Here is a 23,062-nt window from a genome sequence, read left to right on the forward strand (position 1 = left end):
CTCACTCCTAATTACTTATTATTTTTATCCTGTGCTCTGTAATCTATATATTTTTTTGCATCTTGATTATTGCCTTTTTGACTATCAAAATATGTGTGTATTTGTGATATATATTCTACTAACTTACCTTCATCATTTCGCTTCTTATAATTTATTACAATACTTACCTCCAATATCTGCTCTGAACCATCTTTAGAATCTATATGCAGTACAATCGATCCACCATCATATTCATCATATTGTATTTTCAACTTATCATTAACAATACTCTGAAACTCTGATTCATTTAGTTTATATCCAACTGTACTAGGTTGATCAAACTTTTTTATATCATCTCCGGGCTTCATCTTTAGTTTCCCTATTCCTTTTAAACGATCAACAATTAAGTTTACGTATGAAACATCCAGATTTGAATCCGGACTTTTCACCTGTCCATTTTTATACATAATATTGGTACGATAAACACCTTCTTTTTTATTATCTTTGCTGTCTACTGCTGAAGTAACCGCTTGTGTTGTACTTCCATATAAACTTTTATCTTTCGTATTATATATCCCTTCCGAAGTTTGATAGATTGTTTTTCTATGCTCTCCATCTTCCTTTTGTTCATATGTACTATATATACCTCTTTGTTTCACATACGCATACCCATCATCACTCGCAGACATAACCTTTCTCATGTCACCTTCATCCAAAGCTTTGACAAATGGCTTATAATCTATTTGCTTTTCCCCAAAACCACATCCACTTAATAAACTTGCCACTATTGACACGACTATCATCACCTTAGCTTTCTTCTTTAATTTCATACTGTCACCTCGTTAGTTACTCTAGGCATTTTTAGTTTCATTATGTTCCCTTTTTGATAGTAATACACTTCATCTTTACCTAATGGTGCTTCGTTGCTTATATATTTTATGTTGAAGATACTTTGATCATTTAATGGCATTGCGATAATTGCTGCTGTTAGTTTACTTCTCATTTTCATAGGTAGAGCTTCACGATTTCGGTCCATGTAGTCGTGGTGACCTGCTAATACAAAGTAAATACCTACTGTACGAGATAAATCAATTAAAGTCGCTGCATCCTCCATTTCTAAATAAACAAATTTACTAAACTCTTCAACATTTGTCATGATAATGAGTTGTTTTGTGAATGCAGGAATTTCTCTACCTTCTTGTCTTGCTTGTGCTAATTCAAGAGCTCGTTCACGAATTACTTCCATCCAATACTTCGCATGCATATTGATTTCATTTTCGTCTACAATGTAGTGCGTCACATCGTCTTTATATTGAACGAAACTATACTCTGCTGTATCCACCAACGTCACACTTTCAAAATAATCTTTATTCAATTGAGATAGGATGCTAGATACAATTTGTTTTCTCATACTATCATCTACACTATAAATCATTAAATGATCATTCACTGCAATATCATGAGCTACAACTTCTACGTTTGCAAAATCAAGCCCCATTGGAATTCTTGCTGCTTGTAGAGCTTTTGTAACGTCTTTATTTTTACGATAAGTAGCAATATCAATCACTTCTGGCATCATTGGAATTGCCTTCGGACGTTCTCCATCCCATTCTCGATCCATATCATTTGCTTCTTGTTGTAATAATTGAATTTGCTGTAATTCATCTTCTGCTTTCGTAGGTAGTGCAACCTGGAATAATGTAGGAGATTCTAGTTTTATTAACGCTCTTCCTGCTGTTTCTTCCACTTTTATATCAGATCTCCCTACAATACTAGCTACTTCACTTTGATCAATCATATATAGGCAAGTTTGGATTTTAATATTATTGTACAATTGAATTCTAAGTGCATTTTGTCGCCCTGCACTAATTAAGGTATGAATTCCTAAACTTGCACCATCTCGGACAATTTGCATAATTAGCATTTCAAAGCTTTCATAGAACTTCGCTTCTTTTACTGCATCATAATTGTCGATTGCAATAATAATATGTGGTATTTCTTTCCCGCTTGCCTTTTCATACATTTCAATATTTGCAACGTCATATTCACTTAATAATCGTTTACGATTTTTCATTTCTTGAGTTAATCTTTCAACAAACTTTAAACATTTTTCAGATTCATCAATCGTAATCGTATCCGCTACATGAGGTAATCCTTTCAAAGGTAGAAGACCATTTGTTCCAAGGTCCACTAAATACACATGCAAATGCTCCGGACTATGCTGACGAGCTACATCCATAATGACTGATTGTAAGAATGTTGATTTTCCGTAGCCTGGACTTGAGAAGACCGCTACGTGTCCGTCTTTACTAATATCTAGTGTTAATGGTGTTTGTGATTGTAATTCAGGCTGATCTAGTAGACCAATTGTTGCTTTTAATGGTTTCTTTTCTTTCGTCCATGCTTCTTTGAACTGAATAGCGTGTAAGTCTTGTAAATATACGCTTTCTGGAAGTGGTGGTAACCACGGTCTAGCTAACGCTTCAATTTCATTTATTTCTGCGTAATCGTGAATGTAGTCAATAACAGCATCCAGTTCAGATGGTACGCTTATTACTTCTTTACTGCTACCAAGGCCACTTAAATCTTCACTTAATATTTCATATTGTCCTAGATCATTTATTGCATAGATTGTTGCGTCTAAATGTTCTTTATCCTCTTTGTTTTCTACATAGTCTGCTCCGCTCCAGGCTGATTGGAATAGTTCATAAATTTCATTATTCCCAACTTGTAAGTAAGCACGTCCTGGTAATGTAATTTCAGCAGCATCTGGCGTTTTTAAAATTTCATTACTATCTGACGTATTTTGAACTTTTAATGCTAGTTTGAATTTCGAGTTACTCCAAATTTGATCATCTACAACACCACTCGGTTTTTGCGTAGCTAATATTAAATGGATTCCGAGCGAACGACCGATACGCGCTGTTGAAACTAACTCTTTCATAAACTCTGGTTGTTCTGACTTCAGTTCCGCGAATTCATCACTAATTAAAAATAGATGCGGCATCGGCTCACTTACTAAGTCTTCTTTATACAGTTTTTGATACTGATTAATATGGTTTACATCATTTTCACCAAATAATCGTTGTCTTTTCTGTAATTCAGCTTTAATTGATGCGAGCGCTCTCATACTTTGTGCTCCATCTAAGTTCGTAATTGTTCCTAATAAATGCGGTAAGTTTTTGAATAAATTCGCCATTCCGCCGCCTTTATAGTCAATTAGTAAAAAGGCTACTTCGTACGGGTGGAAATTGACTGCTAGAGATAAAATATACGATTGTATAATTTCCGATTTACCTGAACCTGTTGTACCTGCTATTAATCCGTGTGGTCCGTGTGCTTTTTCGTGTAAGTTTAAGTTTACGATATCTTCTTTACCACGTAATCCAAGTGGTACAGCTAAAGATTTATGCGCTGCATTTTTCTCCCAACGACTTGTGATATTCAGTTCTTTTACTTTTTCAACGCCGTACATTTCTAAAAATGTTACGCTTTCTGGAATACTATTTTTTAAGTTTTGCAAATGATTTAATGGTGCTAATGCCCGTGAAATATCTTCTAAATTGAATCCTTTTGGCACATGATTTAGCTTAAATTGACGGTTAACAAGTTCTCCTTGCTCTAAGATGATGTTCCCTTGTTTTGCATCTCTTATATCTATTACCGTTTTCACATGCTCCGGTAAACTTTGCATAACATCTTGTACAAATACAAGCGATACACCTAATTGACTCGGGTCATCATTAAAGAATTCCATAACAACATGGTCTAATATTAGTTTTTCATCTGTAATAAGAACGACATAGTGCGGTGCAAAGTACATTTTTTCATTAGTAGAACTTTTTTCATCTAGTTTTAATTTTCGTTCTTTCAATATTTGATACAAACTATTTAACACTTGATCACGGCTACGATCATGGTATACAAATCCACGTACATTTATATCGCGAACACTTCCATGAGGTAACCAGCGCATCCAATCCCATTTTTCTTTTTCCTCTTCCGGAAAAATAGTAATAAACTGCAAGTCATAATAACTATGGAATAAAGCTGTTTGTGCAACTAATAATTGTAATTGCTCTAACACTAAAGAGCGTTGACCAATATAACCGACTGGTCCATTCATTAAATCTGTTACAACTGGTACATCTTCCAATGATAGATAACGCTGTCTTAGTTCACGTGCTATATCAATTAATTCATCTTTCGTTTGACTAAATTCTTCTTCATTAAATTGAATTTCAAAACTCGTATTAGCTTGTCCTGTTCCAACGCTAAATGTTAAGAAATCATGATGTAACATTGTTTTTTCATAAATTCGAGGATTTACTTGAACTGCCATATTACGTATTACTTCTACATTTGGATTGTGATAATGTAACGCGTGACGCTGTTTTTCACTTTCTGCATGTAAATCTTTCGTTTTTTGTTTTATATACTCTCTATAGCTTTTATCTCGTTCAACAATGTCGACTTTATATTGCTTCAAATTTTTAATATACGATGTTACAGAAACAATGATTGTTACTAATGTCATCGCAATCGATGCGATAATAAACATTCCATATTTCATGAAAATAGCAAGTAATACAGTTACGACAATCATGACAAGTGAAGGTGCAATGATTCTTGCTAAATGCTCCGTTGGTTTTGATGGCATACTTGAAGGCTTTGCAATTGTCATTTTCTCTTCTGGTTCACGGTAAATAATACGTGGTGAACGATGATAGTCTGGATAACCACTTTGATAATTTGTTTCTGATTCTACTAAAATAGGTAACTCAGATTTCACTTTATCTTCTGAAGAAAGTACTTGAATGTCTTCACTACCAATCTCCAATAAAATACCATCAAAATATAATACGTCTCCTGATTCCAACATAACGCTATCTTTTAACTTCGTATAATTATGAAATACATCCCCGCCATACACGTTCACTTTAAAAGAATCGTACAACGTTTCGCGAGATAGCATCAAATCTACACTAGTCCCGGTAATAGAAATATCATCGTAATCGTTTTGACTCACTGTAAGAGAATGTTTCGTTCCAATATCAAACACTTTAGTTGTGCCAACAATAGATATAAAGATTTTCAAGCTCACATCTCTTGTTTTCCCAATCTCAATTTCCTTATTGAATTCTATTAATTGATCCTGTACCATCCAAGCATTTACTTCATTATTCCACTTTAACTCTACTTCTTGTTCTAAACTTGGATTCGTAATATCATTTGTCCACTCTTTTCCAATCGACACTATTGATTGCTCATTTGGATGTAATGTGCACTTATATATTTTGTCTCCATAAGTCAATACTAATAGTTGCTCCATCCGTGTTCACTGCTCCTTTTCAACTGTCTCATCAAGTGCTTACTCTTTTTTCTCCGTGTCCGACAAATTTTTATCGCTTGATGAATTGCCATATTTCTTTTTATATTCATCTAATTGTTGCTCATATGTTTTTAACTTTTGATCACGTTCTTCCCCTGATAAATCTGGATTATTTTTCAGTGATTCAATTTGTTTAACAAGGCCGTACATAATAAGCTGAGGATCATCAAGTGTCTTAGCTAAATCTAATGATTTATCAAAATTACCTTTTCCGTTATACATCCAATACAGCAAATACTTTTCATCACTTTTCAAACTAATGTTTTTCATAATCGATTTCTTTTGAGCTTCACCTAGTTTTTCAGCTGTAATGTATGCAAATGCTAACTCATATTTAGATGCAATCGGTAATGATTCAAACTCCTCTTCATTCAATTGCGTAATGACTTTGTCATAATCAGTTGCTATGAAACTTGCATTTGCTTCTAACAATTTATTTTGATAAGGAAATTTTATAAAAGTGAAATATATTAAAGGAGCAGCTAAAATAACTGTCGCCGCTATGAAGGAAAAAGCTAAGTATTTAAATGATTTATAGCTTTTTTTAGGTACTAACTGCATATTTTTTTCTGTTTTTGTTTGTTCCTTCTCAAAGCTGTCATCAAGAAACTGCAGTAATGCATCTAAGCTTTCCATTTGAGCAACGGTCTGTTCAAATGTTGTTTCTTTTGCATCTTTTAGTAACCCAGCATACAAATCATCAAAGTTATGTTTTTGGGAGAATAAAGCAATAATTAGACACTTATATTGTGTTAAAAATTGCTCTTCTAATAATGGGGTTGGCGGAACAATATCTCGAATTCCTCTATGTATAATACTTGGTATTAAATTAGCATTAAAAACTATATTGTCTGGATGTAAAAAGAACGTGATTCGTTTATTTAAATATTTACGAAACTGCTCAACATTCCGAAGTAGTCTTAATTTCTCATTTCTTCCAAAACGGCTAAGATCGTCCCACTTATATAATTTTTTATCTACTTGATATAGAAACGTAAACATATCATCCGTTTCTTCTATTGTTAATGGTACAAATTCAGATGATTCGCCCGTAATTATATCGAATTGACGGAAGTCTTTTATACGTGTTTGGGATTTGGTCATCTCCAATTTCCAATTTTCTTTTTCTATTTGAAATTGATAGTTCATTGCATCAATTTGAATTATTTTTTCCGTCATGTTTATCCTCTTCTCCTTTTCTTTATAACCCGTAATAACTTATTTTCAAATAACTAAAAGTAAAAATATTCTTTATAAAACTTGCAAAATATCTCCATCTGTTATTTGGTGATCAATTAAACGATCATTATCTGTTAAAACAATTGACTTATTTTTCACTTTAATTACAAAATGTGAACCTTCATGATTATCAATCTTTAGCGTATCTAATAAGTTTTTAATAAATATTTAATAGATTGATGATTCGGAATACGCAAATCATATGTATTTCTATTCCATTTACTAAAATCTACTGTCACATTGATATGTGTTTGTATTGCCATCACTTTACCTCCAACTTTTACGAAGAACCGTATAAATACCGATGCAAATAAGTAGAATGCCGCCGCCAAATAATAATATTATTGTTATACTAATTGGCTCTTCATTCATTGTTTCATTACTCGCTACTTCATCTGCACTTTTTCTGACAATGTATTCACTGCTAAACAAACTATTTTTCGTATCTTTAACACTATTATTCTCTTTTGGTTTTGTAAAAAGAGAATCTCGCAAAGCTTCCATATCTTTTTGTTCTTTCTTTTTCTTTTTCTCAATTTCTTCTTCTATATCTTTGTTAAATAACTCAATCGATGCTTTATCTAATTCTGTTTCCTTATGTTCCTTTTTATTTTTTTCTTGGTCGCTTTCTTCAAGTCGATCCACTTTAAACTTAATCTTCCCATCATCACCAAGATAACTGTCAGCCGCGCTCCTTATCGGTAGCGCGACAAACAGTAAAAGGATAGAGAGAAATGATAACTTAGCCACTATGCTCCATTGTTTGATCATTTACTTCTTTTTCCTCCCATTTCTTATGCCATACAAATAGATTACTAACCAATCCAATAATGGCAATTACAAACAATACGACAAAAATAACTTTCCCAGTATCTTTACCACTAATAAAATCATTTAGAAAACTTTCTATATACTGAAGCGGTGAGAATTGACGTATCTTTCCGACAGAGGACATTTGATCTACTTTACTTCCAACTGCCTCAGTTAAAAATAGGTACATGCTTAAAAATACTAATAGTATAAACATACCTACCATTTTTATTTGTCGTAATAAGTAGGTTGAGACCAATACAAACGCCATCATAATAAATGTGATGAACGCAATCCATAGTAAACTTTGATCCTGACCGAACTTTAAAAGACGCCCAGAAATGATACCTATACTAATCCCTTCCACAATTGATATACCGAAAGCTACTACTGTAGTTGGTACATTCATATCAATTAATGAGAATTTCTCTTCAAAATGATCTGATTGCATTCGTTTCTTTTCTTGATTCGCAATTGCGTATGCTGTAAATAATGCAACAATGAAACAAGTTAATACAATTAAGTAAGGTGTAAAAGCATTACCTGCTACAATTACTCCATCATTTTGCTTTTGAACTGGACTAGCTAAAAAGTCATATAGCATTTCATTTTGACGATCTCCAATACGACTATTCGCTAAAATTTTCGTAAAGTTTTTGGAGAATGATTTATCATCTTCCATTTTCTTCGTAAAGTCGTTTAATAATAAATCAGCTTTTGAAACAATTGTCGTTCCGCTGTCTTGAATTTCTTTTGCTTGTCCATTGATTTGATCAAATGTTTTATATACATCGTCTGAAGTTGCTAAACTATGTTTCGAACTTTCGACCAATGACTGACTTTGCATCATTAATGATTTAATACCAGAATCTAACGATAAAACAGCTGTTTGCTCACCAGCATGATTTGTTGTTAATACTTGCTGCTCTTCAACTAGTTTTAAGCTATTCTCACGCCATTTCGCTAAACCTTTTAAATACTCTCCTAAATTTTCATTCATACTAGTTGCTTGTTGCGTCGTTCCATTTAATTTCTCCGCTAGTAGCATAGAATTTTGATCCGCACTAGTAATAGATTGTTGATAAGAGTTTATTTTTTGTTTTAAACCTGACATATCTTGCTTTATTTCTGTAGTAATACTTGATGAAACAAGATTTGAAATTAAATCAATTAAGCTTTGTTTATTTAATACGTAGTACAAAGATTGGTCCGTCGCAATTGCATCTAAACTTCCCTCTTCTAACTTAGGACCTACATCTTTCGTTCTTAAATCAATCCCATAATACATTTCGTAAAGGCTCATTAAACCTTGATAACTTTCGACTGTATCTACTGCTTCTTTTATTAATACACTAGAAGTAATATCTGGTATTTTTTCTGTTTTTTGATGTATAACTTGATTCGTTGTACTTTCAATAATTTTTGAATTGCTACCGTTATCTGTCCCAGTGTCTGGCTTCTCTCCTGTATCAGGTTTTTCTCCTGTATCAGGTTTCTCTCCTGTATCAGGGTTTCCTCCCGTGTCTGGATTTCCTCCTGTATCAGGTTTCCCTCCTGTGTCTGGATTTCCACCTGCATCAGGTTTCCCTCCTGTGTCTGGATTTCCTCCTGTATCAGGTTTTCCTCCTGTATCAGGTTTTCCTCCTGTATCAGGTTTTCCTCCTGTATCAGGTTTTCCTCCTGTATCAGGTTTTCCTCCTGTATCAGGTTTTCCTCCTGTATCAGGTTTTCCTCCTGTATCAGGTTTTCCTCCTGCATCAGGTTTTCCTCCCGTATCAGGTTTTCCTCCTGTGTCTGGATTCCCTCCCGTATCAGGTTTTCCTCCTGTGTCTGGATTCCCTCCCGTATCAGGTTTTCCTCCTGCATCAGGATTTACACTGTCACCATTATTACTCTGTTCTGTTTTTTGAATAATAGGCGTTTTAGCATTGTGTACTAACGGCATTATGCCATACTGTGATTTATGAACCACATTTTCCACCTTGCTATTTTCAGTTTGTGTTCCTTTATCCTCTTTATTAGGTTCTTCTTTTTCAGGACTAGTTTCTTTTTTATGAGTCCCGCTCAATTCCCACTGCCATGTTACAGGAGAGAAAACATCTATATTGATGTTTGGATCTTTTAGCTTCACATGTAACCTAATCTTTATATCCCCTTCATTACGAGGAGCTATTGTAATTTCTCCTGCTTCGCTTTGAAGAAAGTCACTTGTACGATCCACATCATCAATATATAAAGCTTCTGTACTTCCATCTAGTTTAAACTCTTCTGGAATACTTATCTTCAAAATTTGCGGAGATTCCATTTTAATTACTTTCGCAGTATCACTAAATGTAATTCTCTCTGTATAAAGTCTATCCTTTACTTCTTTAATTGCGTTTCCTAAAGATATTTTATTTACAGGATCATAATAAAAATTATTTTCTTTATTATACTTTTTTGTAAATTGAATTACATTTTGCAGTTGTAATTTCGTTGCATCTGGTAAATCACTTTGACCGATTTCTTCCATGTTTAAACTAGGTAATTTCGCAATTAAATTCTCGATTTGTTTCTTTATTCGAGCATCTGGTTGTTTCATTAATGTATTTATGAAGATTTCTTGCTTTCCATCATTCGACATAGATTGCTTTAACTTCTTAATTACCGTCTCTTGAATATCACTTTCTAACTTCCCTGCAAGTTCTGTATCATATTCAGACACTTGTTTTTTTACATCTGCTAAATATTTTTGAATTGCTGCAGCATCAGTTAAAATATTTGGTTCTTTCTCTGAAAACGTAAATTGATTTGAAATAATTTTATTAGCGGATTCCAATGCACTTAATTGCTTTAAAGCATCGCCTGTATTCATATCATTCATATATTGATTGAATTGATTTGTGAAATTATTCGCTAACAAATTGTTATCAGTTTGCATTTTTTGAAAGTTATTAAAACCATCTAAGTACGTACTGTTTGATTTATTCCCTTCATCTAACGCTTGACCGAAACCTTTTAAAACATCCTGAAATCCTTTGAAACTATTAACAGAAACACCTGTATAATCTTGTACTGTTTTAAATTGATTTGTGTAATTTGCTAACGGACTATGTATATCTTTTTTATACATAGTTGTTTGAACGTTTCCTTTTTCAATTATTTTACCTATATTATCTTGTGCACCTTGTAGCTTACCGATAATACTCGCAAAATAAACGTCGATTATTTGCTTATTGAAATCTTCTAAAATAACAGAAGCTGTATTTTCTGCCTCAGCTTTCAAATCCTTATTCCCAGTTGCATTTACTTTGTAGTTTAAAGTTAATTTCTCCGGAATCTCTGAATCAATCGCAACTGCTTTCCTAGAAAAATCATTTGGAATAACAATCATCATATTGTAATTATTATTTTTCAATCCATTTTCTGCTACCCCGCGACTAACTACGTACCATTCTTGTTTCGTATTTTTATTTACATTTTTAACAAATTGATCTCCAAACGCTATTTTATTGCCCTCAAATACAGTGCCCTGATCTTCATTTACCAACGCAACTGTCATTTTTGGTGTAGTATTCTCATTAGCTTTCTTAACATTTTGATTTAATGCTAAATAGGAGACCCCTGTTGATAGTACAAGAGCTAAAATAATAAACAACAAGATGCTCCATTTGAACTTTTTCACTACTTATCACTCCTGCGACTGCGAGTCTATCTAATGAAAGACTTCGTATCTTACTCTAGTTTTAAAGTAATTTAGCCATACAACGTATGGTTGCATGGCTAAATTATATATTTCTTTTTATCTGTCTTATTGTAGACCGAAATTACGAGAAAGATCTTCGTCATGTCTAGCAACAGCTTCTGCAGTTTTATTAAGCTGCATATTAATTTCTTGTAATAGCTGTGCGAAGTTTTGTACTTTTGGCTTTAATTGATTGAACTGTTGGTCAAAACCTTCGAAAGCACGACCTTCCCATTCTCCTCTTAATTCATTTTGTAAGTTTTGTAGTTGACGTAAAATGTCCTCAATTTGATTTGCACCTTGTCCATATCGAGTCGCTTTCGATTTAAGCTCCTCTGGTGACATACGAATTTGTCCTGCCATTATTAAATCCCCCTTAAAATTAAAAAATAGTAAAATTAACCAATAATCAATTCTACAAATTGATTATATCAATAATTTAAAAATTTCTAAACAAAAAAATGATATTTTTCCAAAATTTCTCTTTTACTATAATAACGATATATTGTATAATACTAATTTGTTTTTTTAAGCACACTCTATAAATCTACTATAAAATAAAGGCAAACCATCTATTTTATATATTTATAAGGACTTATTCACTTTAAATCCCAGCGAGAAAGTAGCCACTAAATCATTATTTTCTCCCATTCAGACTATAATACTCACTTCAAAGTCATAATGACCTGCCTTTCAACAAACCCAAACTCTTCGTACATCTCTTTTGCAAAATTCCCAGCAAATACATTCAACCGAATTTCTGAATACTTCTCCTTTAATTCCTTAATACTAGCTTCCATCAGTTCTCGCGATAATCCTCTCCCGCGATATTCTGGGAAAACGTACAATTCATATATAAATCCAAGTTTTTCACGAGAAAAATAGTCTGTATTTCCCCCTATTAATATCCATCCCATTACTTTATTTTCTTCTTTAACAATTAAATAGTATGCTCCTTTTTCTACAATCGGCTTTGTAATCTCAATTGCTTTCTCGGTACTTAATTGACAATTCCCTCTCGTCCCTTCAAAAAGCGATTGAGCCGCATATTTTAATATTTCATTGGTATCTTCTTGATTCGCCTTAATTATCATTTTTCACAACTCCCCTTGAATAATAGGCATTACTATCGCTTGTTCAAGATTCTCCGCTTCCATAACAATTGCCGTTAATCCGTGTTCTGTACTTGTTTCATGGAGCTCTCCCTTTTCCCAAAACACAGCTTGTCCCGCCTCTATCTTTATCTTTTCTTTATTTACTCCACATACATATCCTGTCCCGTCCACAATAAGAAGCAGTTGAGATACAACTGCTTCATGATTACCGATGATTCCATTCTCGTGTAAATGCATAGCACCGATATGTATATTTCCTTGATGGTTTAATATTTTTGACATGATGAAATTAGATTGAAATACTGATAGGTGCTTTCCTACTTTTTCACTAAAATCAAAAATTTTCATTACTAGTCCTCCTTATACGTATAAAACCATCCTTACTGTCTGCATCATATGTCCTTCAAAGTCTTCTTCAAATTGCTCTAATTCAGCAAAACCTTTCGCTTCATAAAAGCGTTTTCCTTTTTCATTTGCTGCTTCTACATGTATGTACAATTTCCGTATCCCATTTAATGCTTTAATCCCTCTTTGTAATAAAGCACTTCCGATCCCTTTTCCTTGCTGATCTGGTAACAAATAAATCGCACCTAATTCTGCTTCGTTTTGTAGTCTAACAGGTGAAAAGTTTGCAAACCCTATTACTTCTCCTTCTTCTTCCGCAACGAATAAATGCGTATTTTTAAGACGATATTTCATTTTTTCATCAGAGTATGCCTCATCTAAAAAACTATCTTGAATTTCTCTTGGAATAATGCCTTCGTATGTATCATGCCAAGCTATTTTTGCTACTGATTGTACAGCGTGAATGTCTTCTTGCTTCATTTCTCTAATTATATATGTCATCTCGATGTCTCCATTCTCTTTAAATTATATTCTGCTAATATACTAGAAGAAACGGCAGAACCATTTTCATAATTCACCTTAATTAATTTTAATTTCTCAATTGAAGCTGTTGCAAAATTAAACTTTCCATAAATATATTCCATTACACTTAAAAACTGCTTTGTATGTAATCTATTTGCAATTGTACAATGCGGAACCCATTTTCCCGGTACGTAATATGAATTTGGGTTGTCATGAAAAGTTTTAAAATAATCATGATAAGAATAATGAAGTTTTAACAATTCATCGGTAACGGTCGGCGCTAGAAAGACCGTTCCATTAGTAGGAAAAATTCCAACAGAAGGAAAAGTTACTGCGTCTATATTTTCTTGAATAGCTACAAACTCCCCTAGTTTCTCCGTATACAAATGAACATCTAACTCATTATAATCCGCAATCGTTATATGAGGTTCTACTCCAGCTAATTGATTTGTTCCAATTACATTTGTTAATTCATTTTGCAGTTCTGTAATTTTATGAGTAAACACACGATCAAATGTAGCAATAATAGCGTACAATCTTTCTCACCCCTTCGTTACACATAGCGCTTCCCATTCTTCACGAATCATGCCCATTCGAATAGAATCATAGTATGTTCCGTTATAATAACGACACTTTCGCATTCTACCTTCTAAGCTCATTCCTATTTTCTCCGCTACTTTCATCATTCGTTCATTACCAGACCAAGTCGTGAGCCCTACTCTACCAATTTCCATCTTTTCAAATAATAAATCTCGATATAACGTTAACGCTTCTGTACCGTATCCACCATTCCAGTAAGTTGGATTATAAATAACAATTCCCATCTCCAGCCAACGCGTCGGTTTATGCTCCCAATAAAATCCGACCGTCCCTATAATTTGACCGTTATTTTCTATAATTAAATTTGACAGTGGTTCTTCTTGCAAACGAGTTTGCACCTTCTCTTTATAGGAAGAGTATTCTTGCATTGAGAACGGGAAATATGGCGCATCCCATTTCTTCCATTCTGGGCTTTCTTCTTTAAATACGATATTCCATAATGTTTTTATATCTGATTCTTCTATTGTACGAATTGTAACTTTCTTCCCCTTTAATATAACGTTTTGCATAATTCCCTCCTGCATTCCTCTTTATTTCATATATAATTATAATATTTTTTCAGAAAAATCAAAACTAATATCATTTATTATATTGTATAATTTTGTTATTAGATACCAATTATTGATTTAGAAAGCTGGTGATTTAGTGAATAATCGATTTAGTATTGCTTTATTTCTCACTATTATTACGACAAATATTATTCTCTATTTCTTCTTACCATCAAATATTGTTACGAAATGGGACTTCAATGGAACGCCTACATCAACAATGGATAAAAGCACTTTTGTAATCGTAAATATAATTATATGTTCCTTCTTATTCTTTGTATTTTTGGCTTTATCTAAAGTAGCGAATAACCAGAAATTTCTCCATTGGATCGGCAACACAATGTTACTATTCTTATTTTTTGTCGATATTGTCATCGCCCTCATTGCTCTTGGCTTTTCACTTCCTCTTGATCATTTCATATTTTTAGCATTAGGGCTTTTATTTATATTAATAGGTTATTTCAGTTCCAAAATTGATACGACTAAATCAACCGTTTCATTAGAATGGAATGATAAGCACCTTGAAAAAAGAGCTTCAAATATTAGTAGTATTTCAATGATGATAGCAGGTATTTTTTTAGCGATACTTCCTTTTATCGTTCCTGCTCCCTATAGAGGTTATGCTATACTAGCAATTCTTTTAGGAATGACGCTTATCATTCTGCCGAGTACGATTTATTTACTTATTAAAGACAGCAAGCAATCTACTCCTTTAAAAAAATAGGAGGTTATACCCCTCCTATTTCAGCTTAATGTTTTATTTTTCACTTTTTCTATCTCAACTAAAATCCCTTTCCCTATCCAACCCTCTACGCCATCTTTTTTAATTAAATCATATCCTGAACAGCTATCATCAATGAGAGAAACGATATCTCCCTTCCTAACGCTTATTTGCGCACAAGAAATATCGGTTTTCACTGTATATTCACCTGACTCAAGTTGTTTCATATATTCATTTTTTACAGTGAGTAAATTATTCGTTTCCTTTTGTTTACATACGGTGTAATCTTGCATCTTCTCGATAGGCTCTATGTAATAATACGGATATGTCACTCCGCCCTGCATTTCTGAATTCGCATTAAAATCCGCTATTACTTCGTACTCTGGAAAATAGTCTACATATGTATAAGAAAACGTATCGCCGGTTTGTTTCCTCTGAATAATAAATACGTTTAATTGCCCTGCTTCTTTAATTGCATTTCCTCCATCAATTGCAATAATTTTTTTCTCCTTATCAATAACTGGATTGTTAGACGGTGCTTCTTCAGAATAGTTCACGACAGGCCAATGACCAACTATTACATACTTATTTGCTTTATGTGATTTATTAAAAAACTGTGGCATTGCTATCGCATTTTTGCGCTCTGTTTCTTTCCAATCTACTCTATCTTCTAGACCGGCATGCACAAAAATATAATCTTCTGTTTCAATCGCTGTTGGCAACTCTGTTAGCCAATATAGTTCTTGTGAAAATTCACTTAACAATGCTTCTTTCACTTCACGAATTGAAGTGCCCTCATGAACTGAAAAACCTAATCGCTCTAGCCATTCATTAAAAATCGAGTGCTTTCTCATACATAAATAATTAATAAGATCAGGATTTTCATTTAGAAGAGCATCAACTAAAACTTCACAATTCCCTTCAACAACGTGAACCTTTGAATTGTTCTTTACAAGATTCATAACGTAGTTTACTACGCCTACGCTATCTCGTCCTTTCTCGCAAAGATCTCCATTAATAATTAAATAATCTTCATCTTTAAAGTTAACTTTATGTAGTGCTTCTTTTAAAAGATTTAATTCTCCATGAATATCAGATATGACGATAACTCTAGCATCATTAGGGATTGATAGTTTCTTTATTTTTTTCAAGTATAAGCGCTCCAATCATTCTCTTTATTAAATTAAAACAATTCGACAAAATACACTATATAACCTTTTCAAATACATATACCATAACTTACAACCTATTTACGGTTTAATAATAACTTAAAAAATAAGAAGAAGCTGTTCCCAACTTTTGCGGGACAACTTCTTCTTATTTTTTATAATTCTTTATGAAAAGAATAACTCACCTTATCATACCCTTCTCTTTCATAAAAACGATGAGCATCAATTCTTGAAAATGCTGACGTGAGGACGATAGACTCACATTCGTTTTCCTTTCCCCAGTTCTCTATATACGAAAGTAATACTTTCCCATGTCTTTTTGAACGATGTGCTTCTGCTGTTACAAGGTCATATACGAAAACGTGTTTCTTATTATAAAAGTTCGTACAAATTGCTACACCTGCAAGGCTAACAACTTCATCATCCTCATTACGCAGCGAAAATAGTTTATAATTTTCTTCTTTCATATTTCGAAATAAAGAGCTTGTTTCCTCTTTTGAAAGTTTCGTTCTTAATTGCTGTAAAACAGGTAATACGTCATGTAATTGCTCTTCTGTTACTACTTCTTTAACATTCATTTTTAACTCTCCCTTAACTATTTAAATAATTTTCTAAATGTTATATCATTATTATAGAAAGCAACTGCCCTTTACTTAAGTGGCAGTTTAAGTGTTTTTTATAAGGCCAGTTTTAAAGGAGAGTTTTATATGGATTTTACTATCCCATTGCAATTACAAAGTAACACACCTATTTACTTGCAAATTTACGAATATATAAAAGCTGAAATTATACAAGGGACTATTTCTGTTGGCACACGTCTACCCTCACACAGAAATTTAGCATCACAACTTAATATTAGCCGCATTACTGTTGAATCAGCTTATCAACAGTTATTAGCTGAAGGTTATGCAGAAAGTAAACCGAAACGTGGTATTTTTGTAGCAAATTTCGATATTGACATTATCCCAAATAAAAAACGAAATGCAGCAAAGAAGACGAACAATTTGATAGAAGAAAAATTTGAATATGATTGTAGCCAAGGGCTTATTGATCAAAATGCATTTCCGATTACAAATTGGAAACGAGCATTACAAGAATCCATACTTACATACGAAAATGCACTATTTGCCAAAGAAGATCCTCAAGGTGAATTCGCTCTTCGAGAGCATATATCAATATATTTATATCATTCTCGCGGTGTACATTCTTCACCTGATCAAATTGTGATCGGCGCCGGAACACAGCCACTTCTCTGGCTACTGCTTCAACTGCTTGGCCCTACAAAAGAATACGGCATTGAAAACCCTGGATTTCACCGTATACACGCAATTATTAAAAGCTGTGATAGACAAATTCATCCCATACCATTGGATGAAAAAGGGATTGATATTTCTAGTTTATACAATACAAATTCCAATGTCGCATACGTTACACCATCACACCAATTTCCACTCGGGATTATTATGCCTTTATCTAGAAGATTAGAATTGTTAAAGTGGGCTAATGATTGCAATGGATACATTATTGAAGATGACTATGACGGAGAGTTTCGCTACGCTGGTAAGCCGATTCCTTCTTTACAAAGTCTTGATTCAAATGAACGCGTTATTTATATGGGAACTTTCTCAAAATCTTTTTTACCTTCTTTACGAATGGGATATGTTGTTTTACCACCACACCTTTTAAAGATATACCAAGAACTGCATGGAATTTTCAAACAAACAGTCGCTACAATACAACAACTTGCTTTTGCTAACTTTATACAAAACGGGAATTGGGAACGTCACCTTAATCGGAGTCGTACACTATATAAAAGAAAACATCATACGTTAGTAAAATCCATTACGAAAGAAATGGGGGCTAATGTTCAAATTCTTGGCGAACAGTCCGGACTTCATATTGTTTTATGTGTAAATAACAGTATGAATGAAAATGAACTGATTGAATCCGCTAAAAAACAAAGCGTTAAATTATACCCACTTTCTCCATATGATTTCGTGAATGATTTACGTAAGGAATCATACGTATTACTCGGCTTTGGTAGTATTCCGGAAAATAAAATTGAAACGTTGGCTATATTATTGAAAGACGCTTGGTTTCCTAGTTGCAAGGAAACTTGTTAACAGTGGGTTTAACTTGTAACATGTTAACAATTCAACAAAATAAAAAAGAAGGCTGTTCCAAAATAACTTTTTGGACAGCCTTCTTCTAGTTATTCACCTGACCTAGCTTTCCTTCCCGGACGTTTCACACCAGTCGTTTCTGTTGAATAGGAAGCTTCAATTATAGCGGTTGGATCTACAGAGAGAACGAGATCTTTCATTTTCGGATAAATGAATCGGTTTGTAATGCAATAAATGATTCTCTTATGCTCCCCTAAAAAACCACCTTCTCCATGTAGATACGTAACAGATAGTTGCAATTCTTTCATAAGTAAATCGCCTATTTCTTTATTCTTACCAGAAATAATCATAACGCTCTTACCTTGATTAATACCATCTAGTATAAAATCAATCATCTTCGTAACAATATAGAAAATTGCTAACGAGAACATCGCTTGTTCGATTGAAAATAAAATGGCAACAAAGATGAAAATAACTGCATTTACTGCAAGTAAAAATGTACTAATCGGTACATTAAAGTGTTTATTCATCCAAACTGCTAACATTTCCGAACCGTCAATTGCTCCACCCATTTTAACAACAATCCCAACACCAATTCCAAACAGTACTCCACCATAAAGTACAATTAATAACTCAGAAGTCGTAATTGCTGGAAATGGTTTTAAATAAATTAATCCGAGTGTTGTAACTACATTCGCATAAGATGTACGGATAAAAAACTTCTTTCCCATTACTTTTGCAGTAAATAATAAAATTGGGATATTAATTCCTAAGAACACACCATAAAGCGGCAATCCTGCGACTTTATTTGCCATAATAGCAATAGCCGTTACCCCGCCATCTACTAATCCATTAGGTGCTAAAATAAGCTCTAATGAACCTGCTACTATAATTGAGCCAATTGTTAATAATACGTATTCAAATACTTTCTTCATTCATTACCCCCAAAACTTATATATTTTCTTAGTATTATTTTAACGTAATTTTACTACTAATTCAAAGGTATCGATTTATATACAGAAAAGTTTCACCTTTATCGCTATTTTTATGTAACACATGTAACGCGTAATACTAGAAACACACTTACAAATTAAAAGTAAGTGTGTTTTTAACATCTATTTAATCTTTACGTACGGCTTCATTTTTAATTTGAATATTTCCTCAACTGCCCTTTGATATCCACCAGCATTTCTAAGCGACTCTCCCACTTTACGACTATTTTCCTTAAACGTCACATCATCCATTACTTTCTTTACAGTCTCACGTAACAATTCAGAGGTTAACTCGTTACGATTAAGTGTTATGCCTGCCCCTACTTCAGTCAATCGTTTTGCAACGAATGGCTGATCTCCTGTTACCGGAATTACAACTAATGGAACACCGTAATATAACGCTTCACTCGAACTATTCATACCACCATGTGTCACGAATACATCAGCATGCTGTAAAACTTCTAATTGCGGGACATAATTATACAACTTAAAGTTTTTCGGGATATTTTCAAATTGACTTATATTTATCTTCTTACCAACGACTAATACGACTGTCGCATCAACATCTTTAAACGCTTCAAAACATTTTTCATACAAAGCAGGTTGTTCATTAAAAACTGTTCCCATAGAAATGAAAATCACTTTTTCATTTTTTAAATCTTCGGTAGGAAAACTCCCCACTTCTTTTCGAGTAGCAATTGATGGACCTACAAATTTATACGATTCATCAAATACCTCTGAACGTGGCTGATATTCTTTTGAAGTATATACAATCGTAATATCACCAGGATGGTTCATAATATCATACATACTATTACATTTCATTCCATACTGCTTATTCCATCTTTCCATTCCCGCTAAACAAGATTGATATAATGGATCCATTTCATCTACTTGTCTCGATTCTTGCTCATCATGAAAATTAATGTACTGATTAACAGCAAACGTTGTACAGGATGAAACGCTTGGTAATTGTAAAATATTCGCTATAATACGTCCTACTGGAAAATGATTATCATATATTAAATAATCATATTTTTCTTCTTTTGTTTCTTCTACAATTTGAGTAACAATACGCTCTGATGCTTCAATCATATGAGATAGCATCGTCAAAGGGCTCCCACCTTCATTTACTCGTTCCATAATATTAATTTGAGAGAGAAAATTCTCAAACACTCGGAATTCCGCACCTGTTGCTTCAACCTTCTTTCTATAATCTTCAATACAATAAGAAACAACTGTTTCCCCTCGCTGAATTAACTCACTTACAACAGCTAAAGTCGGATTAATATGACCTTCCCCAGGAAAATTTATTACGAGTACATTTGCCATAACATTCTCTCCTATCCAATTAATATAATAAAATTAACAATTAATTATATTAATTAATTTAAGTCTATTATAAATGAATGCATTCTACTTCTTCATGCTTTTCTCTTCATTTTATTATTGAGAAATATTTTCTATAGTCTACATTATTGTGATTCACAATCTTATAAATGAATGCTTAATTTTACTTTTACTCTTCATAGATTTAAAGATACGAGTCTTACATTCAAGTATTACCACCATTATTTTTAGACAATTCATACAAAAATAGAGAAATATAATATTTTTAATGAGTTTTCACTATAAATGTAAGTATACTGTCTATCTTTTTATCTTTATCCTCATAACACATCATCTGTTATATAATGAATTTATGGAATTTACAGAAAAAGGAGTCTTTTCATGTTACAACAACTATTCAATTCACCTATTCTATCCGTTCAAGCCTTGCACCCAGGTTATGAAGATCATGCAAGTGATGTTTTTCTCGTTCAAACAGAAGATACAGAAGTTATCGTTCGTGCTTCTAAAATGAATGAAGAACCAAATAATGATTTTTGGTGGGGATGTAAAAATCTATTTGGAATTGATCCAAGGAACGTCCATCATTTAGAAACTGTACATACATTGCTGCAAGAACATACGAATCTTCCTATCCCAACAATATTAGAAAAACATGTTTTAAATAGCCGTGAATTTGTGGTGGTCGAAAAGTTAGTAGGTAACACAGTTCAATCTTTTATCGAGCAACCAGATTCTATTTTATTCAGCCTAGGAAAAGGACTTGCAGAAATACATAAATTTAAAGCCGATTTCATAGGAAATCCGTCAGGCACGTTCCAAGTTCCACTAGATGAATTCCAATCACATATTTTAAACGTGAGTAAAGAGCTTGTGAATATGTTTTATTCCGATGATGAAAGCATAAAAAATGCATTCCCTACCTTTGAATCACAACTTTCTTCCCTGTCCGTACCAAAGGAATCTACACTCGTCTTAATTGATATGGATCCTACTCAATTTTTATCTGACGGTACAACTATTACGGGTTTAGTAGATAGTGAAGCTTACGCTGTTGCTCCGCGAGAACTTGATTTTATCGGACTAGAATATGTACTTACCGAAAAAGAAGCACATGCCTTTAAAAGTGGTTACGAAACAATTATGTCTATTCCTCACTTAGAAGAATATAGACAGCCTTATCGTTATTTATACCGACTGTTATCTGTGCAAGGTAATGTGGAATTAAAAAAATGGTTAAGTCACCCATCCTATTTTTAAATACGAATGAGAGGGAGTATACAATGGATATTCAGAAAAAGCGTTCTGTAACAGAAAGTGAAATACAGCAAATGAAGGATTTGGCTTATATTTGTGGGCAACAAGACAATCTTGATTACTCTTCAGATTTACATATCAACTTTTTAAAAAATCGAAATGAAGATTATATAAACGATTTTCTTCTTTATAACGGTACTCAATTAATTGGCGCTTTAAATATGTATGATTTCGAAAGACCAACAAAGCTTGAACTAATAGGCTTTGTACATCCTCATTTTAGAAAACAACGTTTCGGAACTATCCTTTTACAAACTGCAATGAAAGAAATACAAAATAGAGAGACAGATGAAGCTCTTCTTATTATTAATGGGGATTCTATTTCTGGGAATGAATTTGTAAAACATATGAAGTTACCATATTTATATAGTGAATATAGTATGGAGTGCAAAACAAACGAAATTCAAAAAACAACAGATAATAATATACAGCTTACTCTTGCAACTTCAGAATCACTTCTTGATCTTATTAAAATTTCTAGTAAAGCTTTTGGTGATTCAGTAGAAAATACGACTGCATGGTTACAAAAAATGATGAATTCATCTTCCCATCAAGTTTACAGTGCCCTTATTGCTGAAAAAGTGATAGGAACAATTACAGTTTCTAAACAAGAGCAATCTACTACACTATCAGGATTCGCCGTTCATCCTTCTTATCAAGGTAAAGGATACGGAAAAGATATTCTTTGTAATATAGTACATACCCTTATTACAGAAGGAGTTTCAACAATTGAATTAGACGTCGAAACAAAAAATATCCACGCTTTAAAACTATATACACAATGTGGTTTTGAAATTAAAACGAGGCATGACTATTATAATTTAATGAATTTTTAGGTGAATACATATGTTAAAAAAACAATTTATTCTAATTATGATATTTTAGCAAACATCTATAATAAACATTGGAGACATTTTGTTTAATACTCCTACCCAGCCTCGTTTTACAAGATGCTCTTCCCTACTCTCGTATATTAGATCTTTGTTGCGGGACTGGTCATCTCTGCCGGTGATAGTTTAATTTAGATGAACTAAAAAGCGTGTTTCACAAAGTTTACTCCGTATTACATAACGAGGGTATATTCGCATTTGATATGAATAAAAAAACTGAATCGAA

Annotated in this window: 18 protein-coding genes and 4 pseudogenes; 5 read left to right on the forward strand and 17 right to left on the reverse strand. The window is 33.1% G+C overall.

The window, feature by feature from the left end:
* Positions 1–11 precede the first annotated feature (11 nt).
* The 13 genes and pseudogenes from IQ781_RS05275 to IQ781_RS05330 form a co-directional block, all read right to left on the reverse strand.
* The gene (locus tag IQ781_RS05275) at positions 12–809 is read right to left on the reverse strand and encodes a DUF3952 domain-containing protein (RefSeq protein WP_242808247.1); all 798 of its coding nucleotides are present in this window, start codon (positions 807–809) and stop codon (positions 12–14) included.
* Positions 806–5,035: pseudogene (essC, locus tag IQ781_RS05280) on the reverse strand (type VII secretion protein EssC); the annotation flags it as partial. The gene IQ781_RS05275 and the pseudogene essC, both read right to left, overlap by 4 nt.
* Positions 5,030–5,311: pseudogene (locus IQ781_RS28395) on the reverse strand (FtsK/SpoIIIE N-terminal domain-containing protein); the annotation flags it as partial. The pseudogenes essC and IQ781_RS28395, both read right to left, overlap by 6 nt.
* Before the next feature lie 39 nt (positions 5,312–5,350).
* Positions 5,351–6,550 (reverse strand): type VII secretion protein EssB, encoded by a 1,200-nt coding sequence (gene essB, locus IQ781_RS05285; protein WP_063220149.1) that lies wholly within the window; start codon positions 6,548–6,550, stop codon positions 5,351–5,353.
* Positions 6,551–6,622: 72 nt separating this feature from the next.
* Positions 6,623–6,873 (reverse strand): annotated as a pseudogene (locus IQ781_RS05290) (EsaB/YukD family protein).
* A 4-nt stretch (positions 6,874–6,877) separates the two neighbouring features.
* A complete protein-coding gene (gene essA / locus IQ781_RS05295) occupies positions 6,878–7,381 on the reverse strand; it encodes a type VII secretion protein EssA (protein ID WP_000595655.1) in 504 nt (167 codons plus the stop codon).
* Complete coding sequence (gene esaA / locus IQ781_RS05300) at positions 7,353–11,084, reverse strand: type VII secretion protein EsaA (RefSeq protein ID WP_242808248.1); 3,732 nt, start codon at positions 11,082–11,084, stop codon at positions 7,353–7,355. The genes essA and esaA overlap by 29 nt, the downstream gene beginning before the upstream one ends.
* 126 nt (positions 11,085–11,210) lie before the next feature.
* Positions 11,211–11,507 carry a WXG100 family type VII secretion target gene (locus tag IQ781_RS05305; protein WP_000918601.1) on the reverse strand — a complete coding sequence of 99 codons (297 nt, stop codon included), beginning with the start codon at positions 11,505–11,507 and terminating at the stop codon, positions 11,211–11,213.
* A 302-nt stretch (positions 11,508–11,809) separates the two neighbouring features.
* Positions 11,810–12,238, reverse strand: a complete 429-nt coding sequence (locus IQ781_RS05310) for a GNAT family N-acetyltransferase (RefSeq protein WP_000584239.1) — start codon at positions 12,236–12,238, stop codon at positions 11,810–11,812.
* Positions 12,239–12,241: 3 nt separating this feature from the next.
* Positions 12,242–12,607 carry a cupin domain-containing protein gene (locus tag IQ781_RS05315; RefSeq protein WP_000688072.1) on the reverse strand — a complete coding sequence of 122 codons (366 nt, stop codon included), beginning with the start codon at positions 12,605–12,607 and terminating at the stop codon, positions 12,242–12,244.
* A gap of 12 nt (positions 12,608–12,619) precedes the next feature.
* Positions 12,620–13,105 carry a GNAT family N-acetyltransferase gene (locus IQ781_RS05320; protein WP_000221050.1) on the reverse strand — a complete coding sequence of 162 codons (486 nt, stop codon included), beginning with the start codon at positions 13,103–13,105 and terminating at the stop codon, positions 12,620–12,622.
* Positions 13,102–13,662, reverse strand: a complete 561-nt coding sequence (locus IQ781_RS05325) for a 2'-5' RNA ligase family protein (RefSeq protein ID WP_065211638.1) — start codon at positions 13,660–13,662, stop codon at positions 13,102–13,104. The genes IQ781_RS05320 and IQ781_RS05325 overlap by 4 nt, the downstream gene beginning before the upstream one ends.
* A gap of 6 nt (positions 13,663–13,668) precedes the next feature.
* Complete coding sequence (locus IQ781_RS05330; protein WP_001181784.1) at positions 13,669–14,235, reverse strand: GNAT family N-acetyltransferase; 567 nt, start codon at positions 14,233–14,235, stop codon at positions 13,669–13,671.
* 136 nt (positions 14,236–14,371) lie between these two features.
* Here IQ781_RS05330 and IQ781_RS05335 point away from each other — a divergent pair, with 136 nt between their 5' ends.
* Entirely contained in the window at positions 14,372–14,998 is a 627-nt protein-coding gene (locus IQ781_RS05335; protein ID WP_001065171.1) for a DUF1648 domain-containing protein, read from the forward strand.
* Between the two features lie 20 nt (positions 14,999–15,018).
* On the opposite strand, the gene IQ781_RS05340 is transcribed toward IQ781_RS05335, so the two are convergent.
* Positions 15,019–16,146: a metallophosphoesterase gene (locus IQ781_RS05340; protein ID WP_000721379.1), complete on the reverse strand. Its 1,128-nt coding sequence runs from the start codon at positions 16,144–16,146 to the stop codon at positions 15,019–15,021.
* A 173-nt stretch (positions 16,147–16,319) separates the two neighbouring features.
* Positions 16,320–16,742 (reverse strand): GNAT family N-acetyltransferase, encoded by a 423-nt coding sequence (locus IQ781_RS05345; protein WP_001101108.1) that lies wholly within the window; start codon positions 16,740–16,742, stop codon positions 16,320–16,322.
* A 129-nt stretch (positions 16,743–16,871) separates the two neighbouring features.
* Between IQ781_RS05345 and pdxR the strand changes: the two genes are divergently transcribed.
* Complete coding sequence (gene pdxR / locus IQ781_RS05350; protein ID WP_000348026.1) at positions 16,872–18,287, forward strand: MocR-like pyridoxine biosynthesis transcription factor PdxR; 1,416 nt, start codon at positions 16,872–16,874, stop codon at positions 18,285–18,287.
* 89 nt (positions 18,288–18,376) lie between these two features.
* Here pdxR and IQ781_RS05355 read toward each other — a convergent pair whose 3' ends face one another.
* Positions 18,377–19,222, reverse strand: a complete 846-nt coding sequence (locus IQ781_RS05355; protein WP_000755126.1) for a YitT family protein — start codon at positions 19,220–19,222, stop codon at positions 18,377–18,379.
* Positions 19,223–19,402: 180 nt separating this feature from the next.
* Entirely contained in the window at positions 19,403–20,611 is a 1,209-nt protein-coding gene (locus IQ781_RS05360) for a macrolide family glycosyltransferase (RefSeq protein WP_000024494.1), read from the reverse strand.
* 399 nt (positions 20,612–21,010) lie between these two features.
* Between IQ781_RS05360 and IQ781_RS05365 the strand changes: the two genes are divergently transcribed.
* The 3 genes and pseudogenes from IQ781_RS05365 to IQ781_RS05375 form a co-directional block, all read left to right on the forward strand.
* Positions 21,011–21,889, forward strand: coding sequence for a nitrate reductase (locus IQ781_RS05365; protein WP_000941374.1), 879 nt, complete (start codon positions 21,011–21,013; stop codon positions 21,887–21,889).
* 23 nt (positions 21,890–21,912) lie between these two features.
* A complete protein-coding gene (locus IQ781_RS05370; RefSeq protein ID WP_000354420.1) occupies positions 21,913–22,782 on the forward strand; it encodes a GNAT family N-acetyltransferase in 870 nt (289 codons plus the stop codon).
* A pseudogene (locus IQ781_RS05375) lies at positions 22,783–23,045 on the forward strand (class I SAM-dependent methyltransferase); the annotation flags it as partial.
* Positions 23,046–23,062 lie beyond the last annotated feature (17 nt).

This window comes from Bacillus sp. N447-1 (assembly GCF_022701035.1).
GTDB lineage: Bacteria > Bacillota > Bacilli > Bacillales > Bacillaceae_G > Bacillus_A > Bacillus_A cereus.